The organism is Hyphomonas sediminis (genome assembly GCF_019679475.1).
In the GTDB taxonomy this organism is placed as follows: Bacteria; Pseudomonadota; Alphaproteobacteria; order Caulobacterales; family Hyphomonadaceae; genus Hyphomonas; species Hyphomonas sediminis.
In genome coordinates this window covers 748,052-765,003 of record NZ_JAIEZP010000001.1, presented here as the reverse complement: position 1 = coordinate 765,003, position 16,952 = coordinate 748,052, and the positions used below count along the sequence as shown (strand labels likewise).

General features: G+C 62.5%; 20 protein-coding genes. 9 read left to right on the top strand and 11 right to left on the bottom strand.

Going from position 1 to position 16,952, the window contains the following annotated elements:
- Nucleotides 1–184: 184 nt before the first annotated feature.
- Nucleotides 185–1,042 carry an undecaprenyl-diphosphate phosphatase gene (locus K1X12_RS03860; RefSeq protein WP_220986316.1) on the top strand — a complete coding sequence of 286 codons (858 nt, stop codon included), beginning with the start codon at nt 185–187 and terminating at the stop codon, nt 1,040–1,042.
- A 3-nt stretch (nt 1,043–1,045) separates the two neighbouring features.
- Here the strand turns inward: K1X12_RS03860 and K1X12_RS03855 are convergent, their stop codons facing one another.
- The 6 genes from K1X12_RS03855 to K1X12_RS03830 all read right to left on the bottom strand — a co-directional run bounded on the left by K1X12_RS03855 (nt 1,046) and on the right by K1X12_RS03830 (nt 7,148).
- Nucleotides 1,046–2,035, bottom strand: coding sequence for a complex I NDUFA9 subunit family protein (locus tag K1X12_RS03855; RefSeq protein WP_220986315.1), 990 nt, complete (start codon nt 2,033–2,035; stop codon nt 1,046–1,048).
- A 126-nt stretch (nt 2,036–2,161) separates the two neighbouring features.
- Complete coding sequence (locus tag K1X12_RS03850; RefSeq protein ID WP_220986314.1) at nt 2,162–2,620, bottom strand: Csu type fimbrial protein; 459 nt, start codon at nt 2,618–2,620, stop codon at nt 2,162–2,164.
- Nucleotides 2,621–4,873, bottom strand: coding sequence for a fimbria/pilus outer membrane usher protein (locus K1X12_RS03845; RefSeq protein WP_220986313.1), 2,253 nt, complete (start codon nt 4,871–4,873; stop codon nt 2,621–2,623). It abuts the gene before it with no gap.
- 53 nt (nt 4,874–4,926) lie between these two features.
- Nucleotides 4,927–5,607 carry a fimbrial biogenesis chaperone gene (locus K1X12_RS03840; RefSeq protein WP_220986312.1) on the bottom strand — a complete coding sequence of 227 codons (681 nt, stop codon included), beginning with the start codon at nt 5,605–5,607 and terminating at the stop codon, nt 4,927–4,929.
- Between the two features lie 11 nt (nt 5,608–5,618).
- The gene (locus K1X12_RS03835; protein WP_220986311.1) at nt 5,619–6,083 is read right to left on the bottom strand and encodes a Csu type fimbrial protein; all 465 of its coding nucleotides are present in this window, start codon (nt 6,081–6,083) and stop codon (nt 5,619–5,621) included.
- 441 nt (nt 6,084–6,524) lie between these two features.
- Nucleotides 6,525–7,148, bottom strand: coding sequence for a J domain-containing protein (locus tag K1X12_RS03830; RefSeq protein WP_220986310.1), 624 nt, complete (start codon nt 7,146–7,148; stop codon nt 6,525–6,527).
- 31 nt (nt 7,149–7,179) lie between these two features.
- Between K1X12_RS03830 and K1X12_RS03825 the strand changes: the two genes are divergently transcribed.
- Nucleotides 7,180–7,467, top strand: coding sequence for a BolA family protein (locus K1X12_RS03825; protein ID WP_220986309.1), 288 nt, complete (start codon nt 7,180–7,182; stop codon nt 7,465–7,467).
- A 12-nt stretch (nt 7,468–7,479) separates the two neighbouring features.
- On the opposite strand, the gene K1X12_RS03820 is transcribed toward K1X12_RS03825, so the two are convergent.
- The 3 genes from K1X12_RS03820 to K1X12_RS03810 are packed head-to-tail and all read right to left on the bottom strand — an operon-like array spanning nt 7,480 to nt 10,461.
- Complete coding sequence (locus tag K1X12_RS03820; RefSeq protein WP_220986308.1) at nt 7,480–8,754, bottom strand: HlyC/CorC family transporter; 1,275 nt, start codon at nt 8,752–8,754, stop codon at nt 7,480–7,482.
- A 19-nt stretch (nt 8,755–8,773) separates the two neighbouring features.
- Entirely contained in the window at nt 8,774–9,904 is a 1,131-nt protein-coding gene (aroB, locus tag K1X12_RS03815; RefSeq protein ID WP_220986307.1) for a 3-dehydroquinate synthase, read from the bottom strand.
- On the bottom strand, nt 9,901–10,461 hold the full coding sequence (locus tag K1X12_RS03810; protein ID WP_220986306.1) for a shikimate kinase: 561 nt from the start codon (nt 10,459–10,461) through the stop codon (nt 9,901–9,903). The genes aroB and K1X12_RS03810 overlap by 4 nt, the downstream gene beginning before the upstream one ends.
- Nucleotides 10,462–10,568: 107 nt before the next feature.
- Between K1X12_RS03810 and K1X12_RS03805 the strand changes: the two genes are divergently transcribed.
- Nucleotides 10,569–10,706 (top strand): YdgA family protein, encoded by a 138-nt coding sequence (locus K1X12_RS03805; protein ID WP_220986305.1) that lies wholly within the window; start codon nt 10,569–10,571, stop codon nt 10,704–10,706.
- A gap of 43 nt (nt 10,707–10,749) precedes the next feature.
- Nucleotides 10,750–11,679 carry a tyrosine recombinase gene (locus tag K1X12_RS03800; RefSeq protein WP_220986304.1) on the top strand — a complete coding sequence of 310 codons (930 nt, stop codon included), beginning with the start codon at nt 10,750–10,752 and terminating at the stop codon, nt 11,677–11,679.
- Nucleotides 11,680–11,681: 2 nt separating this feature from the next.
- On the opposite strand, the gene K1X12_RS03795 is transcribed toward K1X12_RS03800, so the two are convergent.
- Nucleotides 11,682–11,852, bottom strand: coding sequence for a YqaE/Pmp3 family membrane protein (locus K1X12_RS03795; RefSeq protein ID WP_220986303.1), 171 nt, complete (start codon nt 11,850–11,852; stop codon nt 11,682–11,684).
- Nucleotides 11,853–11,984: 132 nt separating this feature from the next.
- Here K1X12_RS03795 and K1X12_RS03790 point away from each other — a divergent pair, with 132 nt between their 5' ends.
- The 5 genes from K1X12_RS03790 (at nt 11,985) to K1X12_RS03770 (ending at nt 15,170) form a co-directional block, all read left to right on the top strand.
- Nucleotides 11,985–13,040: an HpcH/HpaI aldolase/citrate lyase family protein gene (locus K1X12_RS03790; protein WP_220986302.1), complete on the top strand. Its 1,056-nt coding sequence runs from the start codon at nt 11,985–11,987 to the stop codon at nt 13,038–13,040.
- Between the two features lie 12 nt (nt 13,041–13,052).
- Nucleotides 13,053–13,706, top strand: coding sequence for a suppressor of fused domain protein (locus K1X12_RS03785; protein WP_220986301.1), 654 nt, complete (start codon nt 13,053–13,055; stop codon nt 13,704–13,706).
- Nucleotides 13,707–13,789: 83 nt separating this feature from the next.
- A complete protein-coding gene (locus K1X12_RS03780; protein WP_220986300.1) occupies nt 13,790–14,218 on the top strand; it encodes a hypothetical protein in 429 nt (142 codons plus the stop codon).
- A gap of 2 nt (nt 14,219–14,220) precedes the next feature.
- A complete protein-coding gene (locus K1X12_RS03775) occupies nt 14,221–14,655 on the top strand; it encodes a nuclear transport factor 2 family protein (protein ID WP_220986299.1) in 435 nt (144 codons plus the stop codon).
- Complete coding sequence (locus tag K1X12_RS03770) at nt 14,652–15,170, top strand: GNAT family N-acetyltransferase (protein ID WP_220986298.1); 519 nt, start codon at nt 14,652–14,654, stop codon at nt 15,168–15,170. The genes K1X12_RS03775 and K1X12_RS03770 overlap by 4 nt, the downstream gene beginning before the upstream one ends.
- Here the strand turns inward: K1X12_RS03770 and K1X12_RS03765 are convergent.
- Entirely contained in the window at nt 15,152–16,924 is a 1,773-nt protein-coding gene (locus K1X12_RS03765; RefSeq protein WP_220986297.1) for a putative bifunctional diguanylate cyclase/phosphodiesterase, read from the bottom strand. The two genes, K1X12_RS03770 and K1X12_RS03765, sit on opposite strands and share 19 nt — an antisense overlap.
- Nucleotides 16,925–16,952: the final 28 nt, after the last annotated feature.

The window sequence follows — 16,952 nt, the reverse complement described above, 5'->3', positions numbered from 1 at the left end:
CGCAATAGGCAAGATCACAAAATGATATCAATATGATACTTAAGGTCAGAATATTTCAGTCGACGGCTTGCAACCATTATGCGGTTTCCGATTATTTGTATCAATATGATATTTTATTTCGACGAACGTCCGCAACCGCACGCTTGTAGAAGATTATCAACAGTTCAGCCTTATTCCCGCTAGCATGTCACTTCTCCAGCTCGCCTTCATCGCTATCGTCCAGGGCATCACCGAGTGGCTGCCCATATCTTCTTCCGCTCACGTCATGCTGGCATCAGATTTTGTCGGCCTGATCGGCGAAGACGAGCTTTTGCTGAACGCAGCGTCCAACACCGGAACATTGCTGGCGATGCTGCTCTACTTCCGGAAAGATGTCGCCCTCGCGATTAGTGGCAGCGTCGAGCTGATCGGCGCTCCTGTGCGCAAACAGCCGCTGTCTCAGGGCGGGCGCCTGGCCTTGTGCATTCTGGTGGCAACACCCTTCGCCCTGATCGGCGCGTTCCTCTATCAGCTTCTGGCCCCGGAAACGCTGTGGAGCGCAATGCGCAGCGTATATGCTGTCGCGGCAACAACCATATTGTTCGGCGCCCTGCTCTGGTGGGCGGATGTTCGCGGCGGCCAGTCGCGCGGCGAAGGCGACATGACCCTCCGCGACGCCGCCCTTATCGGCGCAAGCCAGCTGGTGGCCGTGATCATTCCCGGCACCAGCCGGTCCGGCATAACGATGACGGCAGCGCGCGCGCTCGGCTATGAGCGGACAGAGGCGGCGCGCTTCTCGATGCTTATCGGCGCCCCCATCCTCGGCGCGGTCAGCCTTTATGGCCTGCTGGGCCTGGCAACGGCTGATGGCATGACAGGATCAGCCACGCTGAGCGACGGCCTGCTGGTCGCAGCATTGGCCTTTGTATCAGGTTATGCATCCATCGGGCTGCTCATGGCGCTCATCCGGCGCATGAGTTTCCTGCCCTTTGTTCTCTACCGGTTCGCGCTGGGTATCGCGCTACTCGCGACATCCCCGCTAACGGCAAACCTGAGCGGCTGACGGTCAGGCTTCGCTGGCCTTGTGGAACTCGCCATAGGGCCGGAACCGCCACAGATAGCCCGGCACAATCGCCTCAGCAGACTCCAGCTGCGGCACGCCCAGATCCTTGATGGTCAGCGCGCCTTCAGCCACCACATTGTCTGCGGTGAGCATCTCTACCTGGGAGCCCGTGACCGGCGGATCGCCGAAAAACGCCCAGGAGAAAGGCGGAACGAACCGCCAGACAGCGCCGGTGATATACGCAATCGGGCGCATCACAAAGAAGGGCACAGGGATCTTGAAGCGCTTGCGATCAATCGTCTTCAGGACGAGATCATAGATCTCATTGAAGCTGTAGGTGCGCGGGCCGCCAAGCTCATAAGTTTTGCCCGCGGCATCTTCCCGGTCGACCGCCGCAGCAATCGCTTCAGCTACATCGCCGGCATAGACCGGCTGGAACTTGGTTTTCCCGCCCCCGATCGCGGGCATGAACGGCGCAAAACGGGCAAGGTTGGCAAAGCGGTTGAAGAACTGGTCTTCCGGGCCGAACACAATGGATGGGCGCAGGATAACCGCTTCCGGGATCGCTTCGCGCACCGCGGCTTCAGCGGCAGCCTTTGTGCGGGCGTAGGGTGACTTCGAACCTGCATCCGCGCCGATGGCCGAAATCTGGACAAAGCGCGTTATGCCTTTTTCCTTGGCCACTTCCGCCACGAGAGCAGCGCCTTCGGCGTGCTCACCTTCGAAGGTCTGGCGACCATGCTCAAACAGAATGCCGACCAGGTTGACCACGGCATCGGCGCCATCGAGCGCGCGAACGAGGGAATCGCGGTTGCGGATATTGGCCTGAACCACGTCCACCCAGCCCGGAGGGCCGGCAAGGCGCGCGTCAATCGCGGTGGAAACATTGCGGCAGGCGACGCGGACACGCCAGCCCTGCTCGACCAGCACCCGCGCAGCATAGCGCCCGATGAAGCCGGAGCCACCAACCAGAGTTACCAAGCCTTTGCTCATAGTATCCGTCATCCTGTGCGCGGGCCGAGCGGCCCCAATTCAGCTCATTCCTTCGCCTTTCACCACTTTGCGGGCACGATGTCCATGCGGCCATGACGCTCGCTGCGTGGCAGGCCGGACCGCCGCCTACCAGACGATCGTCATCACCACGGAGTCGCTGTAATCACCGGTGTTTACCTGCTGGCCAGCGGGCACCGTTGCCGTGATGTTATGGGTGCGCGACCGGGTGAGCAGACCGAGCAGGAAGAAGTCATTGATGGTCGACCCTTGTACGCCGTCCCCCCAGACATGGCCCGACTGAATGTAAACCTGATAACCGAGCTGGTTGCCGCTACTTGCCTGTTTCATCTTCCGGGCAGGAATGCTGGCGGCCTGCCCGCCCCCCAGCCGCACATCATAAGTCGCGCCCACAAAGAGCAAGCCGGTGCAGCTGACCGTGACGGTGGCACTCGCGGTCGACGGGTTGCCGGAGAAGGCCTGGTAGGGCGTGAAGCTCAGCGGCGTGGACGAGACCGAACAGGTCTGGGCAAAAGCGGGACAAACAGTCACAAACAGGGTCAAAACGAGGACGATCAGGCGCATCATTCAGTCAATCCCTGCCATTTTGAGCCCGTTTGGGGCGCCAAGCCGCATTTCGCCGCGCAAACGCACATCCCTCACCGGCTGAACGAAGCGCCCGGCGGGAATGGTGACGGAGATCAGGTCGCCATCTTCCGCCGCCGGGCAATAGACCCGGCCTTCGAGTCCGACCGGGCAGACCAGTCCGGACTGTACGAGTTCCACCTTCGCTGATTGTGGCAGAGGTCTCCCATCCGGAAGGTAAACGGTGAAGGCGAGCGCGCTTTGGCGGCGCACATCGAAGCTGACTTCGGAAATGCCTCGCTTGGGAACGAAGCGGGCGCTGAAATCCCCGACCTCGAAATCGAGCGGCACGTCATCGGGCCGGAGGCTGAGCGTGTTGACCTCATACGGGCGCACTTCGGGAATGACCGCAACGCCATCTTCCCCTGTGACAGCAATGATCCGGTTATCCTTGTAGATCGGCATGCCCTTCAGGTCCGGTATCCGGACGATCGCCGCGGCGCCGGTTGTCTGGCGCTGCAGCGCGACCCGGCCAGACATGGCGGCAAAGCCCCCGCGAACCCCGGCGATCAGCTGATTGGACCGGCCATAAACACCGCCATTTACGACGAGATCCGCCTCGCCGAGATCGACTGCAAGATCGCCCTGATAAACGGCGCCGGCATCGCCATCGGCTGCGCGGACTGCCCACTGCATCCTTTCGCCCGGAAGGCGCGCGCGGCTGAGCTGCACACTGGAGGCCTCACGCCCGCCGGCGGACTGATAGCCTCCCCCCGCACTGTAAGGTCCGAAACTGACACGCAGGCCAAACGCGATGCCAGTCTCTTCCCGTTCGAAATCCTGATAGGCGCTGAGGCTCAGCCAGAGCTTGTCGCGCTGGAACGGCTTTTCCCAGCCGAATGACAGGAAGCGCCTGTCGGCCAGCACCTTGTCTTCTTCTTCTACATAGGAAGCGCGGAAAGTTCCGGCCTTTGTGTAGACGCCGGTGCTGGCGCGGATGGACCGGTCGGGAAATTCCGCGCCAAAACGCGAAACGATGTCCGAATACCCGGAATCTGCAAACCGGGCCTGCACTTGCAGCGAGCTGCGCCGCGTATTGCGCTCGATGCCCGCCGAGAGGATCGCGCCCGACCGCCCATCCCGGCTGTCACTGACACCCGCCGACAGGCTGACAACGCCAAGATCGCCTGCCGCATACTGACCTCCTGCGCCCAGTACGCGTCCGGCTTCTCCGATTTCCGTATACGCTTCTGCGGTAACAGCATCGGAAACGCCGTGACGAACCAGGCCGCTGGCGATCAGATCGTCCTCATACCTGGACGAAATTCCCGAAAACTGGCGCGGGACGCCAACGCTGACCGAATAGTCCGTCACCCCCTTCCCCAGCGCTTCGGCAGAGGTGTAGAAACTGAAATCCTCGATCCGTCGGAGTCCATTCGCTTCCCGAATGACAATCTCAACCTCATTGAGGCCAGCCTCTGGGCTGACTTCAAAGTCGCTATAGCCAGGGCTCACACTCGTCCGCTGGCGGACTGAGCCATTGACCCGGACATCGATTTCCGACTGTTCCTTCAGCAGCGCCTGGAATGTCCGGTAGGGACGCCAGCTGTCCTGCGGGTCCATCGAGAAGTCGGTGCCATACTGCACGCCGGCGAAAGCGGCGATGCGGCCCCAGCGCGGCGCGCGGGTAAAACTATCCCCGACACTGAGGCGCGTCATTCGATCTGGCAAATCATGTTCATAGACGGTCATCAGGCGGCGTGCCCGGCCGCCATCATCGCCATAGGTGGCAATCATATCATTCCTGAGGCGGCCCGCAGGCGTATGTACCGTCAGCGAGAGATCGCCGAAAGCGTTCACAATCTCCTCTTCCCCATCATAGACGCGCTGGGCCGAAAGGCCATAACTGCCCATGACGCCGGAAAGAGACGGCGCGTATTGCTGTTTGAGAAAAACCACACGGCGCGGCGCAGGCGCCTGCGCAGCGAAAATATCGAGCCGGGCCGACTGCGTGTCGAGCGTGTAATCTATACCCGCCACAGATTGCAGGCAGGCCGCGCCTTCGCTGCCGCCATAGAGACCTGCGATCCTGAGGGGGCGGGTTTCAATGCGTGCGCAGCCATCCGGTTCAATCTGCAAACTGACCAGTTCGTCGATTGCCTTTCCGTTGATTCTGGCTTCGACAAGCAGACTGAGGGTATCGGGCAAGGCTTCGCCGGGCGCGGCGCCGGAAACCGGCGCTGCCTCGGCAGCCATTGCAACACCTAGCAGCAGTGCGGGCGCTGCAAGACAGGCTGAACGCGCCGCGTTCACCTCACCTGTCGGAGGCGCGTGGCGTAGGCCTGACCTTCGACCGAATAGTTGAGCGTGCTGAAACCGGCAGCCTCCGGCGGAGGAATGCTGATCTGACTTCCCGGCAGCAGATAGACAATGCCGGGACCGGTCGTCGCGGCGTCCCCGCTCTCTGTTTCAAGCGACAGGTTATGCAGTTTCAGCCAGCCAGCGCTTTCATTGTGCAGACGTAGGCCATCGCCGGCAAGGCTTGCCTGAACTGCCTGTGGCGCGCCAGGCTTTCCGGCGAACATGGCGAGCACATAGCGCAAGCGGATCGACAATTGCGCGGCGCCTTCCGGCGCACTGGCTTTCTGATTGGGAAGCTCGTCAACAATCACGCGCCAGGCACCCTGCCCGTCTGTATCGGGAACGGACATCCGGATGACCTGGGAAGAACCGGGGGACAGCGCAAAGATTTCAGGCGCAAAACGAACGCCTCTGGCGGGAGACAACTGGTCTTCGCCGCCCTTCTGGGTCCAGTCAAAGACGCGCACCTGAACCGTCACATCATGCTCCAGACCGGAGCTGACAGTGAGCGAGGTTGCGCCGCCCCCGGCCGGGGCGTCGATCATGATGGGAGCAATCGCGAGCCCCTGGGAACTTGCAGGCAAAACCTGCCAGGCTGCTCCCAGGAGGAGCAGTGTCAGGCGTTTCATGGTCGGTCTCCTTAGTAGGTGACCGTCACCTGTACCTCGTCGGAATAGGCGCCGGCCGCATCGGGTGTGGTTGTCGTCCGGCCGTAGACTGTCAGCGTCTGGGATGGTCCTGTCCCGTTAGCCTCTGAACCGGTTACCCCATCACCCCAAACCGTCGTGAAGCCAGCATCGGTGTAGAGTTGGTATTCGAAACTCGTCGGCAGGGTGGCATGGGTCAGCGTCCGGGCGGCAATGTCGCCTGCATCCCCGCCATCCAGCGCCACGGTGAATGCACTCGTATTGGTGCAATTGACCGTAACCGAGCCATTTGCGGTAACTGCATCAAGACCGACGTTTGCAAACACCACTGGCGATGTTGTCACAACGCAGGTGTTGAGCACCGTCGCCTGCACATCCAAGGTCCCTGTCGCTGTAGCGGCATGAGCCGTCTGCCCACAGATCACCAATGCGGCCCCTGCCAAAAGTTTCTTCAACATACTCCACCTGTCCATTGTTGGCGGCTGATTACTTCAGCTCTGTAGAGTTCTACTATAGCGCTACTTTATTGCTGGTAGCTTTCGGAAGAGTCTCCGAATGGTTTACGCCGGTAGGTATTTATACGGATGATTTTTCTGAGCATTTAGAAAACGGTCGTCCGGTATCTTCTGAAGTATTTGTTGGGCATCTAGCGGATTCGTCGATTCTTCCGGCGTTTCGCGTCCTGCGCGACCCAGGCAATCCTCAACAATCCCAGCGCGCAAAGGCGCGTTCCTCGACTACCCATAAACCGGACGGACGTTTCTTTTTTAGGTGGAAGACTCGATATCCATCGGGCAGCGCGAGCCAATTCAGCACGCAAATGGCGTGCGGAGGCAGGCGCCAGCAATGGCGACGTCTTCCGGAACTGGAAAATTACTCAGCGGACTGGTTGGGGTGCCTCAGCCCTTCATCAGGCCGGAGGCCTTTAGCAGCTTGCCGGCGCGCAGGACGCGGTCGAGCTTGTGCTCGCTGGAGCGGTCGCCCTTGTTCGAATCCGGGTGGAAACGGCGAACATAGTCGGCATAGCGCGCGCGGATTTCGGCGGGCTTGGCATCGACTTCCAGGTCCAGCTCCTTGAGGGCGCGGATCTGGAGGCTGGAGCGATGGGAATGCATCCGCTCTTCGGCGGCAGGCGTATCATCCATGTCGAAGAAGCCCCGGCCTGCCCAGCGGCGCGGGTCGATATGATCGGCAGACTTGCGCCCGCCCATCGGGCCGCCGCCCATGCGCCAGGTGCGCTTGTGGCCATACTGCTCGGCCCGCAGGAAGGCGGCAGCCTCGGCGTCGGTCATACCTTCAAAGAAATTGAAGCTGCGATTGTAGGCGGCGGCATGCGCCTCGCAGAACCAGTGCCGGCCCTTGCCGCCCGGACGTGGCGCAGGATGGGAGCCTTCCAGGTCGCAACCCGGCTCATCGCACACGCGCGTTTTCTTCGCCCGTGCACGAGAAGTCTCGTCGGCAGGCGGTTTCACCCTTATGTCGGTGAACTTCACGCGGTATCTGAACGGGTCGCCGTCTGACATGGGGCCTTATAATAGGGAGCGCCGGTTAAACATGCCACAACCAAACGACAGAAGAACGCGCATTGAAGACGCATTGACGGCCGCTTTTGTTCCCGACTCGCTGTCAGTCGTGGATGACAGCCACAAGCATGAAGGACATGCAGGCGCCGCGCCGGGCGGGGAAACCCATTATTCCGTGGAGATTGTCGCCGAGGCGTTTGGGGGTCTCTCGCGCGTGCAGGTTCAACGCGCGGTAATGATGGTGCTTCAGAAAGAGTTCGACACAGGCCTGCACGCTCTTGCACTCAAGGCACGCGCGCCGACTTCAGGCAAGGCCTGATCCTATCTGAACTCAGTCAACGGCGGCAGCGGCCTCGGCCTTCGACACATTCACCCCGGTCACCTGATTGCGCTGGCGGCGCAGCACGCGGAACTTGTAGCCGTGGAAGACGAAGCTCTGCCCCGGTTCCGGGATCGTCTGGGCCTCATGGATGACGAGGCCGGCAACCGTGACGGCTTCCTCATCGGGCAGTTCCCAGCCGGTCGCGCGATTGAGATCGCGGATCGGCACCCAGCCATCGACATTGACGGAGCCGTCGGGCTGCGGACGCACACCCTGAATCTGTACGTCATGTTCGTCATGGATGGCGCCGACGATCTCTTCAAGAATGTCTTCCAGCGTGATCAGACCCTGAAGCTCGCCATATTCGTCAATGACGAGGGCGAAGTGCTGGCCGCGCGAGAGGAAATGGTTGAGCTGTTCCTGAACCGGCGTCGTTTCCGGAACGAACCACGGCTTGCGCAGGATGGCGTCAAGGTCGAGCCCGGAGAGATCTCCGCCGAGCGGGATCGCCGCGCGCAGCAGGTCCTTGGCATGCAGGATGCCGATGATCTCTTCCTTCTCGCCGCGATAGAGCGGGATGCGCGTATTGGGGCTCGACAGCGCCTTCATGATCAGCTGGCGCGGCTCAAGGTCGGCGTCGAGCATGTAAATGTTCTTGCGGTGGATCATCACGTCTTCGACAGTGAGGTCCTTGAGGTCAAGCGCGCCGACGAGACGGAGGTGATCGTCCTTGTCCACACCGCCTTCCGCGGCATGAAGATCGATCGCGCCGCGGATTTCCTCTTCTGCCGAAAGCGGGTTTACCGCCGTGCCCGCGCCGACGAGGCGCAGCACGCCATTGACGATGATCTGGACCAGCTTGACGATCCAGGCCGCGCCCCGAACGAGCAGAGAGATCGGCCCGGAAACGACCAGCGCCACAGCGTCCGGACGCGTGATGGCATAGGTTTTCGGCATCACCTCTGAAAAGATCAGGACAAGGATGGTCATCACGGCGGTGGCCATCGCCAGCGCCAGACCGCCCTGCCCGAACAGCGTGGTGAAGAGCGTCGTCGCCAGGACCGAGGCGAGGATGTTGACGACGTTGTTGCCCAGCAGGATCGCGCCGATGAAATTCTCGCGGTTCGCCAAGAGGCGGTTCACCGTCTTGGCGCGCTTGTCGCCGTCCTTTTCCAGCGCATGCATGCGGGCGCGCGAGGCGGCCGTCAGCGCAGTTTCAGACCCAGAGAAGAACCCCGACATCATCAGGAGGATGAGGATGGCGATGACATATCCGACGATCATGGGTGTGGCTCAGTTCCTATCAACCAGCTGCTGCAAGTTCACCGGCGAGAAACTGCTCGACCGATTTGAGATCCGCGTCCGGATGGACGTAGGCGGCGCCGATGCCGCGTGCGAGGATCAACGGGACGCGGCCTGCGCGGGCCTTTTTGTCCTGTTGCATCAGCGCGGCAAGGCGGACGGCGGAAAAGCGCTGCGGATCGAACCCATCCAGCGATACTGGCAGGCCGGAAGCGCCAAGAACTTCGGTAACACGGGCCGCTTCAACTGCCGGCGTGATGCCGCTGGCTGCGCCATAGCGGAAGGCAAGCGCCATGCCGAGCGCAACGGCTTCGCCGTGCAGCAGGTCTTCCCGGTATTCATTCGCCGCTTCGAAGGCGTGGCCAAAGGTGTGGCCGAGATTGAGCAGCTGGCGCACACCCATTTCCGTTTCGTCTTCAGCGACAATCGCCGCCTTTGCCGCGCAGGAGCGCGCCACGGCATAGCGGGCTGCTTCCGGCTCCAGCGCAAGCACTTTCGATCCGTTCACGGCCAGCCAGTCAAAAAAGGCCGCATCATTGATCAGGCCGTATTTTACGATCTCGGCATAGCCGGCTTTCAGCTCCCGCTCCGGCAGGCTGGCGAGAATTGCGGTGTCCGCGATCACGAGGCGCGGTTGATAGAACGCGCCGATCAGGTTCTTGCCGCGCGGCGTGTTGACGGCGGTTTTCCCGCCCACGGAAGAATCGACCTGCGCAAGCAGCGTGGTCGGCACCTGTACAAAGCCCATGCCGCGCTTCATCAGCGCCGCAGCAAGGCCGGCCATATCGCCAATGACGCCGCCGCCGAACGCAATCAGCGTGTCGCCCCGATCCGCGCCGCCTGCCAGCAGCCAGTCGAACACGCCTTCGAGATTGGAGAAGGATTTGGTCTTCTCGCCCGGTGGCAGGCTGTACCAATCGAGCTTGATCCCGGCGGGCGCAACAACGGCTTCCAGCGCTTCGGCGTGAAGGCGGCGTACCGTGTCATCGGTCAGGACAAACGCACGCGGTCGTTTCAGCATCGCGGCGAGGCGAGGCCCCAACTCGGCCAGCGCGCCATGACCCACCAGGATGTCATAAGAGCGCGCGCCGAGATCGACGCGAACGGTTTCCAGCGATGGAGAAGGTGTCATTTCGGTGTCCAGGTCTGAAGGGCTTTCAGGATCGCATTGACCGTATGCGTGTGGGGTCCATCCTTGGAATGGACCACCAGATCGGCCTGCGAATAGAAGGGCTCGCGCTCCATCACAAGATGGGCGAGATGGTCGCGCGCATCCGGCCGCTGCAACAGCGGGCGGGTGTCGCGTTTGGAAACGCGGCGCCAGAGCGTTTCAAGATCGGCGTTCAGCCAGACCGTGATCGCCTTCTCCCGCAGCATTTCGCGGGTTTCAGGGTCGAGATAGGCCCCGCCCCCGGTCGCCAGCACATGCGGCTGCAACTCCAGCAGGCGGCGGATGACCTGTTTTTCACCGCGACGGAAATCGGCTTCCCCGTGCAGGGAGAAAATGTCGGATATGGAGAGCCCGGCTGCCTTCTCGATTTCGTGGTCGCTGTCAAAGAAGGCCCGGCCGAGTTTTTCGGCCAGACGCCGCCCGACGGTCGATTTTCCCGCGCCCATAAGCCCGACAAGCGCAATCGTGCGCCCGGCAAAGGGCGGCTGCGTACTCGAAGGGTCGGCGTCAGATGGCATGTGTAATGTATTACCCGGCGTTGCGCAGAAGTCCTAGTGGTGCCACATAGACGGCGCAATCGGCAGGCAGATTCGCCCTGCCAGTAATCCTTTGCGGGGCCGGTTCCATGCGCAAATACCTGATCCTCTTCGTCATCATCGCCGTCGCCGTTGTAGGCGGCATGTGGTGGCTGGGCCAGCGTGCCGTCAAGGACGCGCCGCCAGATGGTGAAATCCGCATACCGGTGGAAGGCGCGCTCGGATAGAGCAGAAACGCGACCTTAACCGCGTTTTCCTAGCGTCTGCCGGATGGATGACCGTTCGCGCATTGGCGCTTTTCTCGAAATGATGTCGGCCGAGCGGGGCGCAAGCCCCAATACGCTCGATGCCTATGGCCGTGACCTGCTGGATGCTTCGGAATTCTGCCGGGGCCGCCTGGTGGGCGCTTCTTCGCGTGAACTGGCCGCCTGGCTGTCCGATCTTGCCGCGCGCGGCATGGCGCCCTCGACACAGGCGCGCAAGTTGTCCGCCGTGCGGCGATTCTTCCGATTCCTGTTCCAGGAAGGCGACCGGAAAGACGATCCAACAGCGCGCCTCGATGGCCCCTCGCCCGAACGGGAAGTGCCTGATGTGCTCTCCCGCGAGGAAGTTGCCCGGCTGATTGCCGCCTGCGAAACGGACAAACGCCTCAAATGTCTGGTCGAGCTGCTTTATGGCGCCGGCCTGCGTGCTTCTGAACTCGTCACCCTGCGCGTGGGCAACCTGCCCCGCCGCAAGGCCGGCCAATGGATGAGCGCCGATATCATCATTCGCGGTAAAGGCGGCAAGGACCGCCTCTGCCCGCTGGGCCGGGCGGCACTGACGGCGCTCGCCGAATGGCTGGATGTGCGCGAGGCGAGCCTGCCGGACAATCCGCTGGTGCGCGCCAAGGCCGAACCCTTCGTGTTCCCCTCACGCGGCAAAGAGGGCCACCTTACCCGCCGGCGCCTCGGCCAGATGCTGGAAGAACTCTCCGTTGCAGCCGGTATCCGGTCCGACAGGGTTTACCCGCACGCCCTGCGCCACGCCTACGCGACGCACCTTCTGCAAGGCGGAGCAGACCTGCGCGTGGTGCAGACGCTGCTCGGCCATGCCGACATCGCCACCACACAGATCTACACCCATGTGCTGACCGACGAGCTGACCGAGCTGCTCGAAACGGCCCACCCGATGGCGACCGGGTCGCTCAAGCGCCGCTAGGCTTACGCCAGCGCCGAGCCGCGCGTGTTAACCCAGAAGGCGTGGATAACACCCGGCAGCCAGCCGATCAGCGTCAGCAGGACGTTCAGCAGGAATTGCAGACCAAGGCCTTCCTTGATGAGCACCGCGACCGGCGGGAGGAAGATGGTGAGCAGGATCATCAGAAGCGACATTGAGGAAAGCCTTTCATCGTGACGTGCTGAGACAACGCACGGGCAAGGCGACTCGTTCCGGCGGCATTTCTGCCGTTTGACGGAGGCACCCCCCGCGCCTATCCAGTGGCCACACATTCGCAAGAGGGTCCCATGAGCCAGAAAACGCCGCGCAATTTCTTCAAGCCGCTGTCGATTGGCGCGCCCGAGCCCTATCGCGAGCTGCCGGTGAAGCTGGAGCGGATGATCCACTTCGTGCCGCCGCATCTGGAGAAGGTGCGCGCCAAGGTGCCGGAAATGGCGCCGGGTGTGGACGTGATGCTGGCAAACCTCGAAGACGCGATCCCCGCCGACGCGAAGGACGCCGCCCGCGCTGGCGCCATCGAGATGGCCAACATGTATGACTGGCAGGGCAAGGGCACCGGCTTCTGGAGTCGCGTGAACTGCCTCAACTCCCCCTGGTTCCAGGAGGACGTATCGCAGCTGGTGCTCAACGCCGGCCACCAGCTGGACGTGATCATGCTGCCCAAGGTCGAAGGCCCGTGGGACATTCACTTCGCGGACCAGTATGTCGCTCAGCTGGAAGCAAAAGCCGGCCTGACCCGCCCCATCCTTTTCCACGCCATCCTCGAAACAGCCGAAGGCGTTGCCCGCGTCGAGGAGATCGCGCTCGCCTCCCCCCGCATGCAGGGCATCAGCCTTGGCCCGGCAGACCTTGCCGCCAGCCGCAAGATGAAAACCACCCGCGTCGGCGGCGGCCACCCCTTCTACCGCGTGATCGAAGACCCGAAAGCCGATGGCAGCGCCAGGATGAGCGCCCAGCAGGACCCGTGGCATTACACCATCGCCCGCCTGGTCGACGCCTGCCGCATGGCTGGCATCAACGCCTTCTACGGCCCCTTCGGCGACATTGCCGACCTCGACGCCTGCGAGCAGCAGTTCCGCAATGCCTTCCTGCTCGGCTGCGCGGGCACCTGGAGCCTGCACCCCAACCAGATCGCCATTGCCAAGCGCGTCTTCTCTCCGGACCCGGACGAGGTGAAGTTCGCCCGCAAGATCCTCGCCGCGATGCCCGATGGCTCCGGCGTCGCCATGATCGACGGCAAGATGCAGGACGACGCGACCTGGAAACAGGCCAAGGTCATTTCCGATCTCGCAGACCTCGTCGCCTCGAAGGACCCGGATCTGGCTGACGCGTATTCAAGCTGAGAGGGCGCCCGCATGGACGCTGAGACCTACAAAGCCACCTTCGCGGACGAAGACTCCCCGGGATGGCGCGCAATCGATGCAGCGATGGCAAAGCTTTACGGGCCGGGCGATCCGCTCGGCCATTTTGCGCCATCTGTCCCGCCCATGCTGGGCGGGCGCGGGCCAGACGGGATCAGCGTCTATCAGGCCGGCGGCCACCTGCACTACGTCACCTATGGCTTCACCACCCTGCACTATGATGAAGACGCCGCGGGCGGAGAGTTTTCCGGGGCCGGTTTCGAGTTGACGTTCCGCCTGAAGGGCAGCGCGGAGACACCGGACGCCGTGCCGCAATGGCCGATCGTGGTGATGCAGAACCTCTTCGCCTATGTCCAGGAAAGCGGGCGCTGGTTTGAGCCGGGGCATGGTTCTCCCTCCACCGGCGGGCCACTGGACAAGCCAACCAATCCCGACAGCACCAGCGAGATCACCGGTGTCGTATTTGTCGAAGACCCTGAACTTGGCACCATCGACACGCCTCATGGCAGTGTGCAGTTCCTGCAGATGGTGGGGCTTACCCGCGCCGAATGCGAAGCCGTTCTGGCCGATCAGACGACATTCGGCGCGCTTGCGGAAAAGCTGGCGACGGCAGACCCGCTGATCGTGACGGACCTTTCACGCCGCTGAAAACCCTCGCCAAACCGGATAGACCCGCATAGCGTTCCTTCCGGCCACTTCGCTGGGGGCTGCACTGTTTCTGGAGACTCCACATGATCCGTACCGTTGCCATGTCTGCGATCGCGCTTTTGTCTGTGTCAGGTGTCGCCGGCACCGATGAAGTGTGGACCACGCCAGTCGGCGAGGTCGTCTACGAACAGGATCTGGACACGGGCGAGGCCGTCCTCTCCTTCCCCGGCGAAAGCGGCGAGCGCCTGCTGGGCGTGTTCCCGGAGATGGCCGGCGTCACCGAAGGCCGGGTGTTCTTCGGCGGCTACTGGGTGGACCCGGACGCACGCGAAGACGGCCCCTGCATGTCCGCAATGGCAGACCCGATAAATGGCGGCGCCACCTATGCCTGGGGCCGCGTGGACCTGATCTTTGTGGAGCCCGATTTCCCGGCCCGCTTTGTCGCCCTGAAGGGCAATTGTTTCGATCAGCCGACGGATTTCCTCGTCGCTGAACCCGTGGTTGGAGAATAGCCATGTCCACAACGCAGCACACCGTTCCCCTCACTGGCTGGTCGGCTAATGTCGACGCCTGGTTTGCCTGGATGCTTGAGGATCACTCCGCCGAAGGCCTCTCGAAAATCCTGGCTGAGAATGTCGTGTTCAAAAGCCCGGTGGTGCACACGCCCCAGGAGGGCAAGGCGATCACCATGGCCTATCTGCTGGCGGCGGGTGAAACGCTCGGCAATGACAGCTTCCGCTATGTGCGCGTGTTCGACAATGAAACCCGCGCCGTGCTGGAATTTGAAACCGTAATGGACGGCGTGCTCGTCAACGGGGTCGACATGATCGAATGGAATGCGGCCGGTGAAATCACCGACTTCAAGGTGATGGTCCGCCCCCTGAAGGCCATCCAGACGGTCCATGCCGCCATGGGCGCAATGCTCGCAAAGATGAAAGCCGGCGCATGAAAGCCCCTACCCTGGAAACTGCCCGCCTGATCCTTCGCGGCGCAGAGCCGCGGGATATTGATGCCGCTGCCACAATGTGGGGCAGCGAAGCGGTAACCCGTTTCATTGGCGGCAAACCCCGGTCCCGTCAGGATGCCTGGTTCGCGCTGCTGCGCGGCGTTGGGCTCTGGGAGATGAAGGGCTTTGGCTACTGGGTCGTCGCGGACAAGCAGACCGATGCCTATCTCGGTGAAGCCGGCTTTGCCGATTTCGAGCGCGGCCTGCCCAAAGAGCTGATCCACGGGCCGGAGGCCGGCTGGGCGTTCACACCCGCGTCCTGGGGCAAGGGCCTGGCAACAGAAGCCGTTCGCGCGATGCACGCCTGGCTGGATGCGAGCGAATTCCGAAGCAGTTGCTGCGTTATCGAGCCTGACAATTCCGGCTCGCAACGGGTTGCCGAAAAGCTCGGATACCAGCGCACCGGCGAGACACTGCTCGCAGGCAATGTGGTGAACACTTACCGGCGCGGGGCCTGATAGGCTTCCGGGCTGCCGGTTTCGTCATTGGCGCCCAGCGGCTTCCACGCCCGCAGCAATTCCAGGAATGCCTGATCGGGCAAGCCGGGGCTGTAGAGGAAGCCTTGTGCCATGGTGCAGCCACGGCGGCGCAGGAAGTCTGCCTGCTTCGTCGTCTCCACGCCTTCAGCAACCGTCTTCAGGCCGAGCGTTTCGGCCATCGCCAGGATCATCTCGACAATGGCCGGGGCCTGACGGTCTGTCTCCAGCGCCGAGACGAACTGGCGGTCGATCTTGAACACGTCAAACGGCAGCTGGGTCAGCGTGGCGAGGTTCGAGTGGCCGGTGCCGAAATCGTCGATGGCGAGCTTGGTGCCCATCGCGCGCAGGGGCGAGATGAACTCTGCCACGCGCGCCGGATCGGACACGGCCATGCTCTCGGTAATCTCCAGCTCCAGCCGGCGCGGATGCAGGCCGGAGCGTTTGAGCGCGCCCATCACGGTTTCGGTAAGATCGTTGCGTTGGAACTGGCTGGGCGACACGTTGACCGCAACGGTCACGTCATGGCCTTCCAATTCCCAGGTGCGCGCGGCTTCACAAGCCGCCTCAAGGATCTGCTTGCCGATCTCTTCGATCAGGCCAGCTTCCTCCGCCACCGGAATAAAAGCGGCTGGCGAGATCAGCTTGCCGTTCGAGCGCCGCCAGCGCGCCAGCGCCTCGGCGCCGACAATGCGGCCCGTGGCAAAATCGATCTTCGGCTGGAACACGGCCTTGAACTCGCGGTTCTCCACCGCGTCGCGAAGCTCCGATTCAAACCGGTAACGCCCCTGCACGATGCGCGTCAGGCGCGGGGTGAAGAAGCGGAAGCCCGACTGGGATTCGTTCCGCACGAGGCGCAGCGCCAGCTTTGCGTTCTGCATCATCTTCTGCGGGGAATCGGCGTCTTCCGGCGCCATCACGATACCGCCCGACAGCGAGATCGTCACGCTGCGGCCGAAGATGGTGAAAGGCTCATTGAAAGCGTTGCGGATCGCGCGGGCAATCGCGATCACATGTTCGCGGCTGCCGGCGTCGGGCATGTAAAGCGTGAACTGGTCTGCTGTCAGCGCCGCCAGCATGGACCCGCGCAGCGCCGAAGCGGACGGATCGGGCACATCGGCCAGCGCCTTGGAAATGCGCTGGGCGGCGGCGTGGATCATCATCTCGCCATGCCCTGCCCCCACCTGCTCAACGAGGTGCGCGAAGCGGTCGATGTCGAGCAGGATGAAAGCCGCCGGGCGCTCGAAGCTCGCATTGGGCAGCGTATCGACGATGCGCTTTTCGGCGGCCACCGCATTGGGCAGGCCAGTGCGGCTGTCACGATAGGCAATCTTGCGCAGGTGTTCGTTCTCGCGGCGCAGCTTGCGCACGGTGCGGGTCGTGGCCACGCGCAGGCGGCGCAGTTCCGGGAATTGCAGCGAATAGAGATCGGTATCGACCTCGCCGCGCGAGACGGTCATGTATTCGGTAAACCGCTCGAACACCTTCTGCAGTGGCCGGGAGAGAATATAGCCGACACCCGACGCGATCAGAACCGTCGCGCCGATGATCGGCAGCAGCAGGTAGACCGGCAGCACAAACTCGAACGGGTTCCCGCCTGTGGCCAAACGGAACACCATTTCGATCGAAATGACCGTGACGAACAGCAACAGGGCGGTAAACGCCCCCACCAGCGAAACGAAGGCGGGGATCGATAGGCTGCTGATCAGCCGGCCGAGAAGAGAGATTTTCTTCAAATCGTCCCCGCGAGGAATCCCAGTTGCT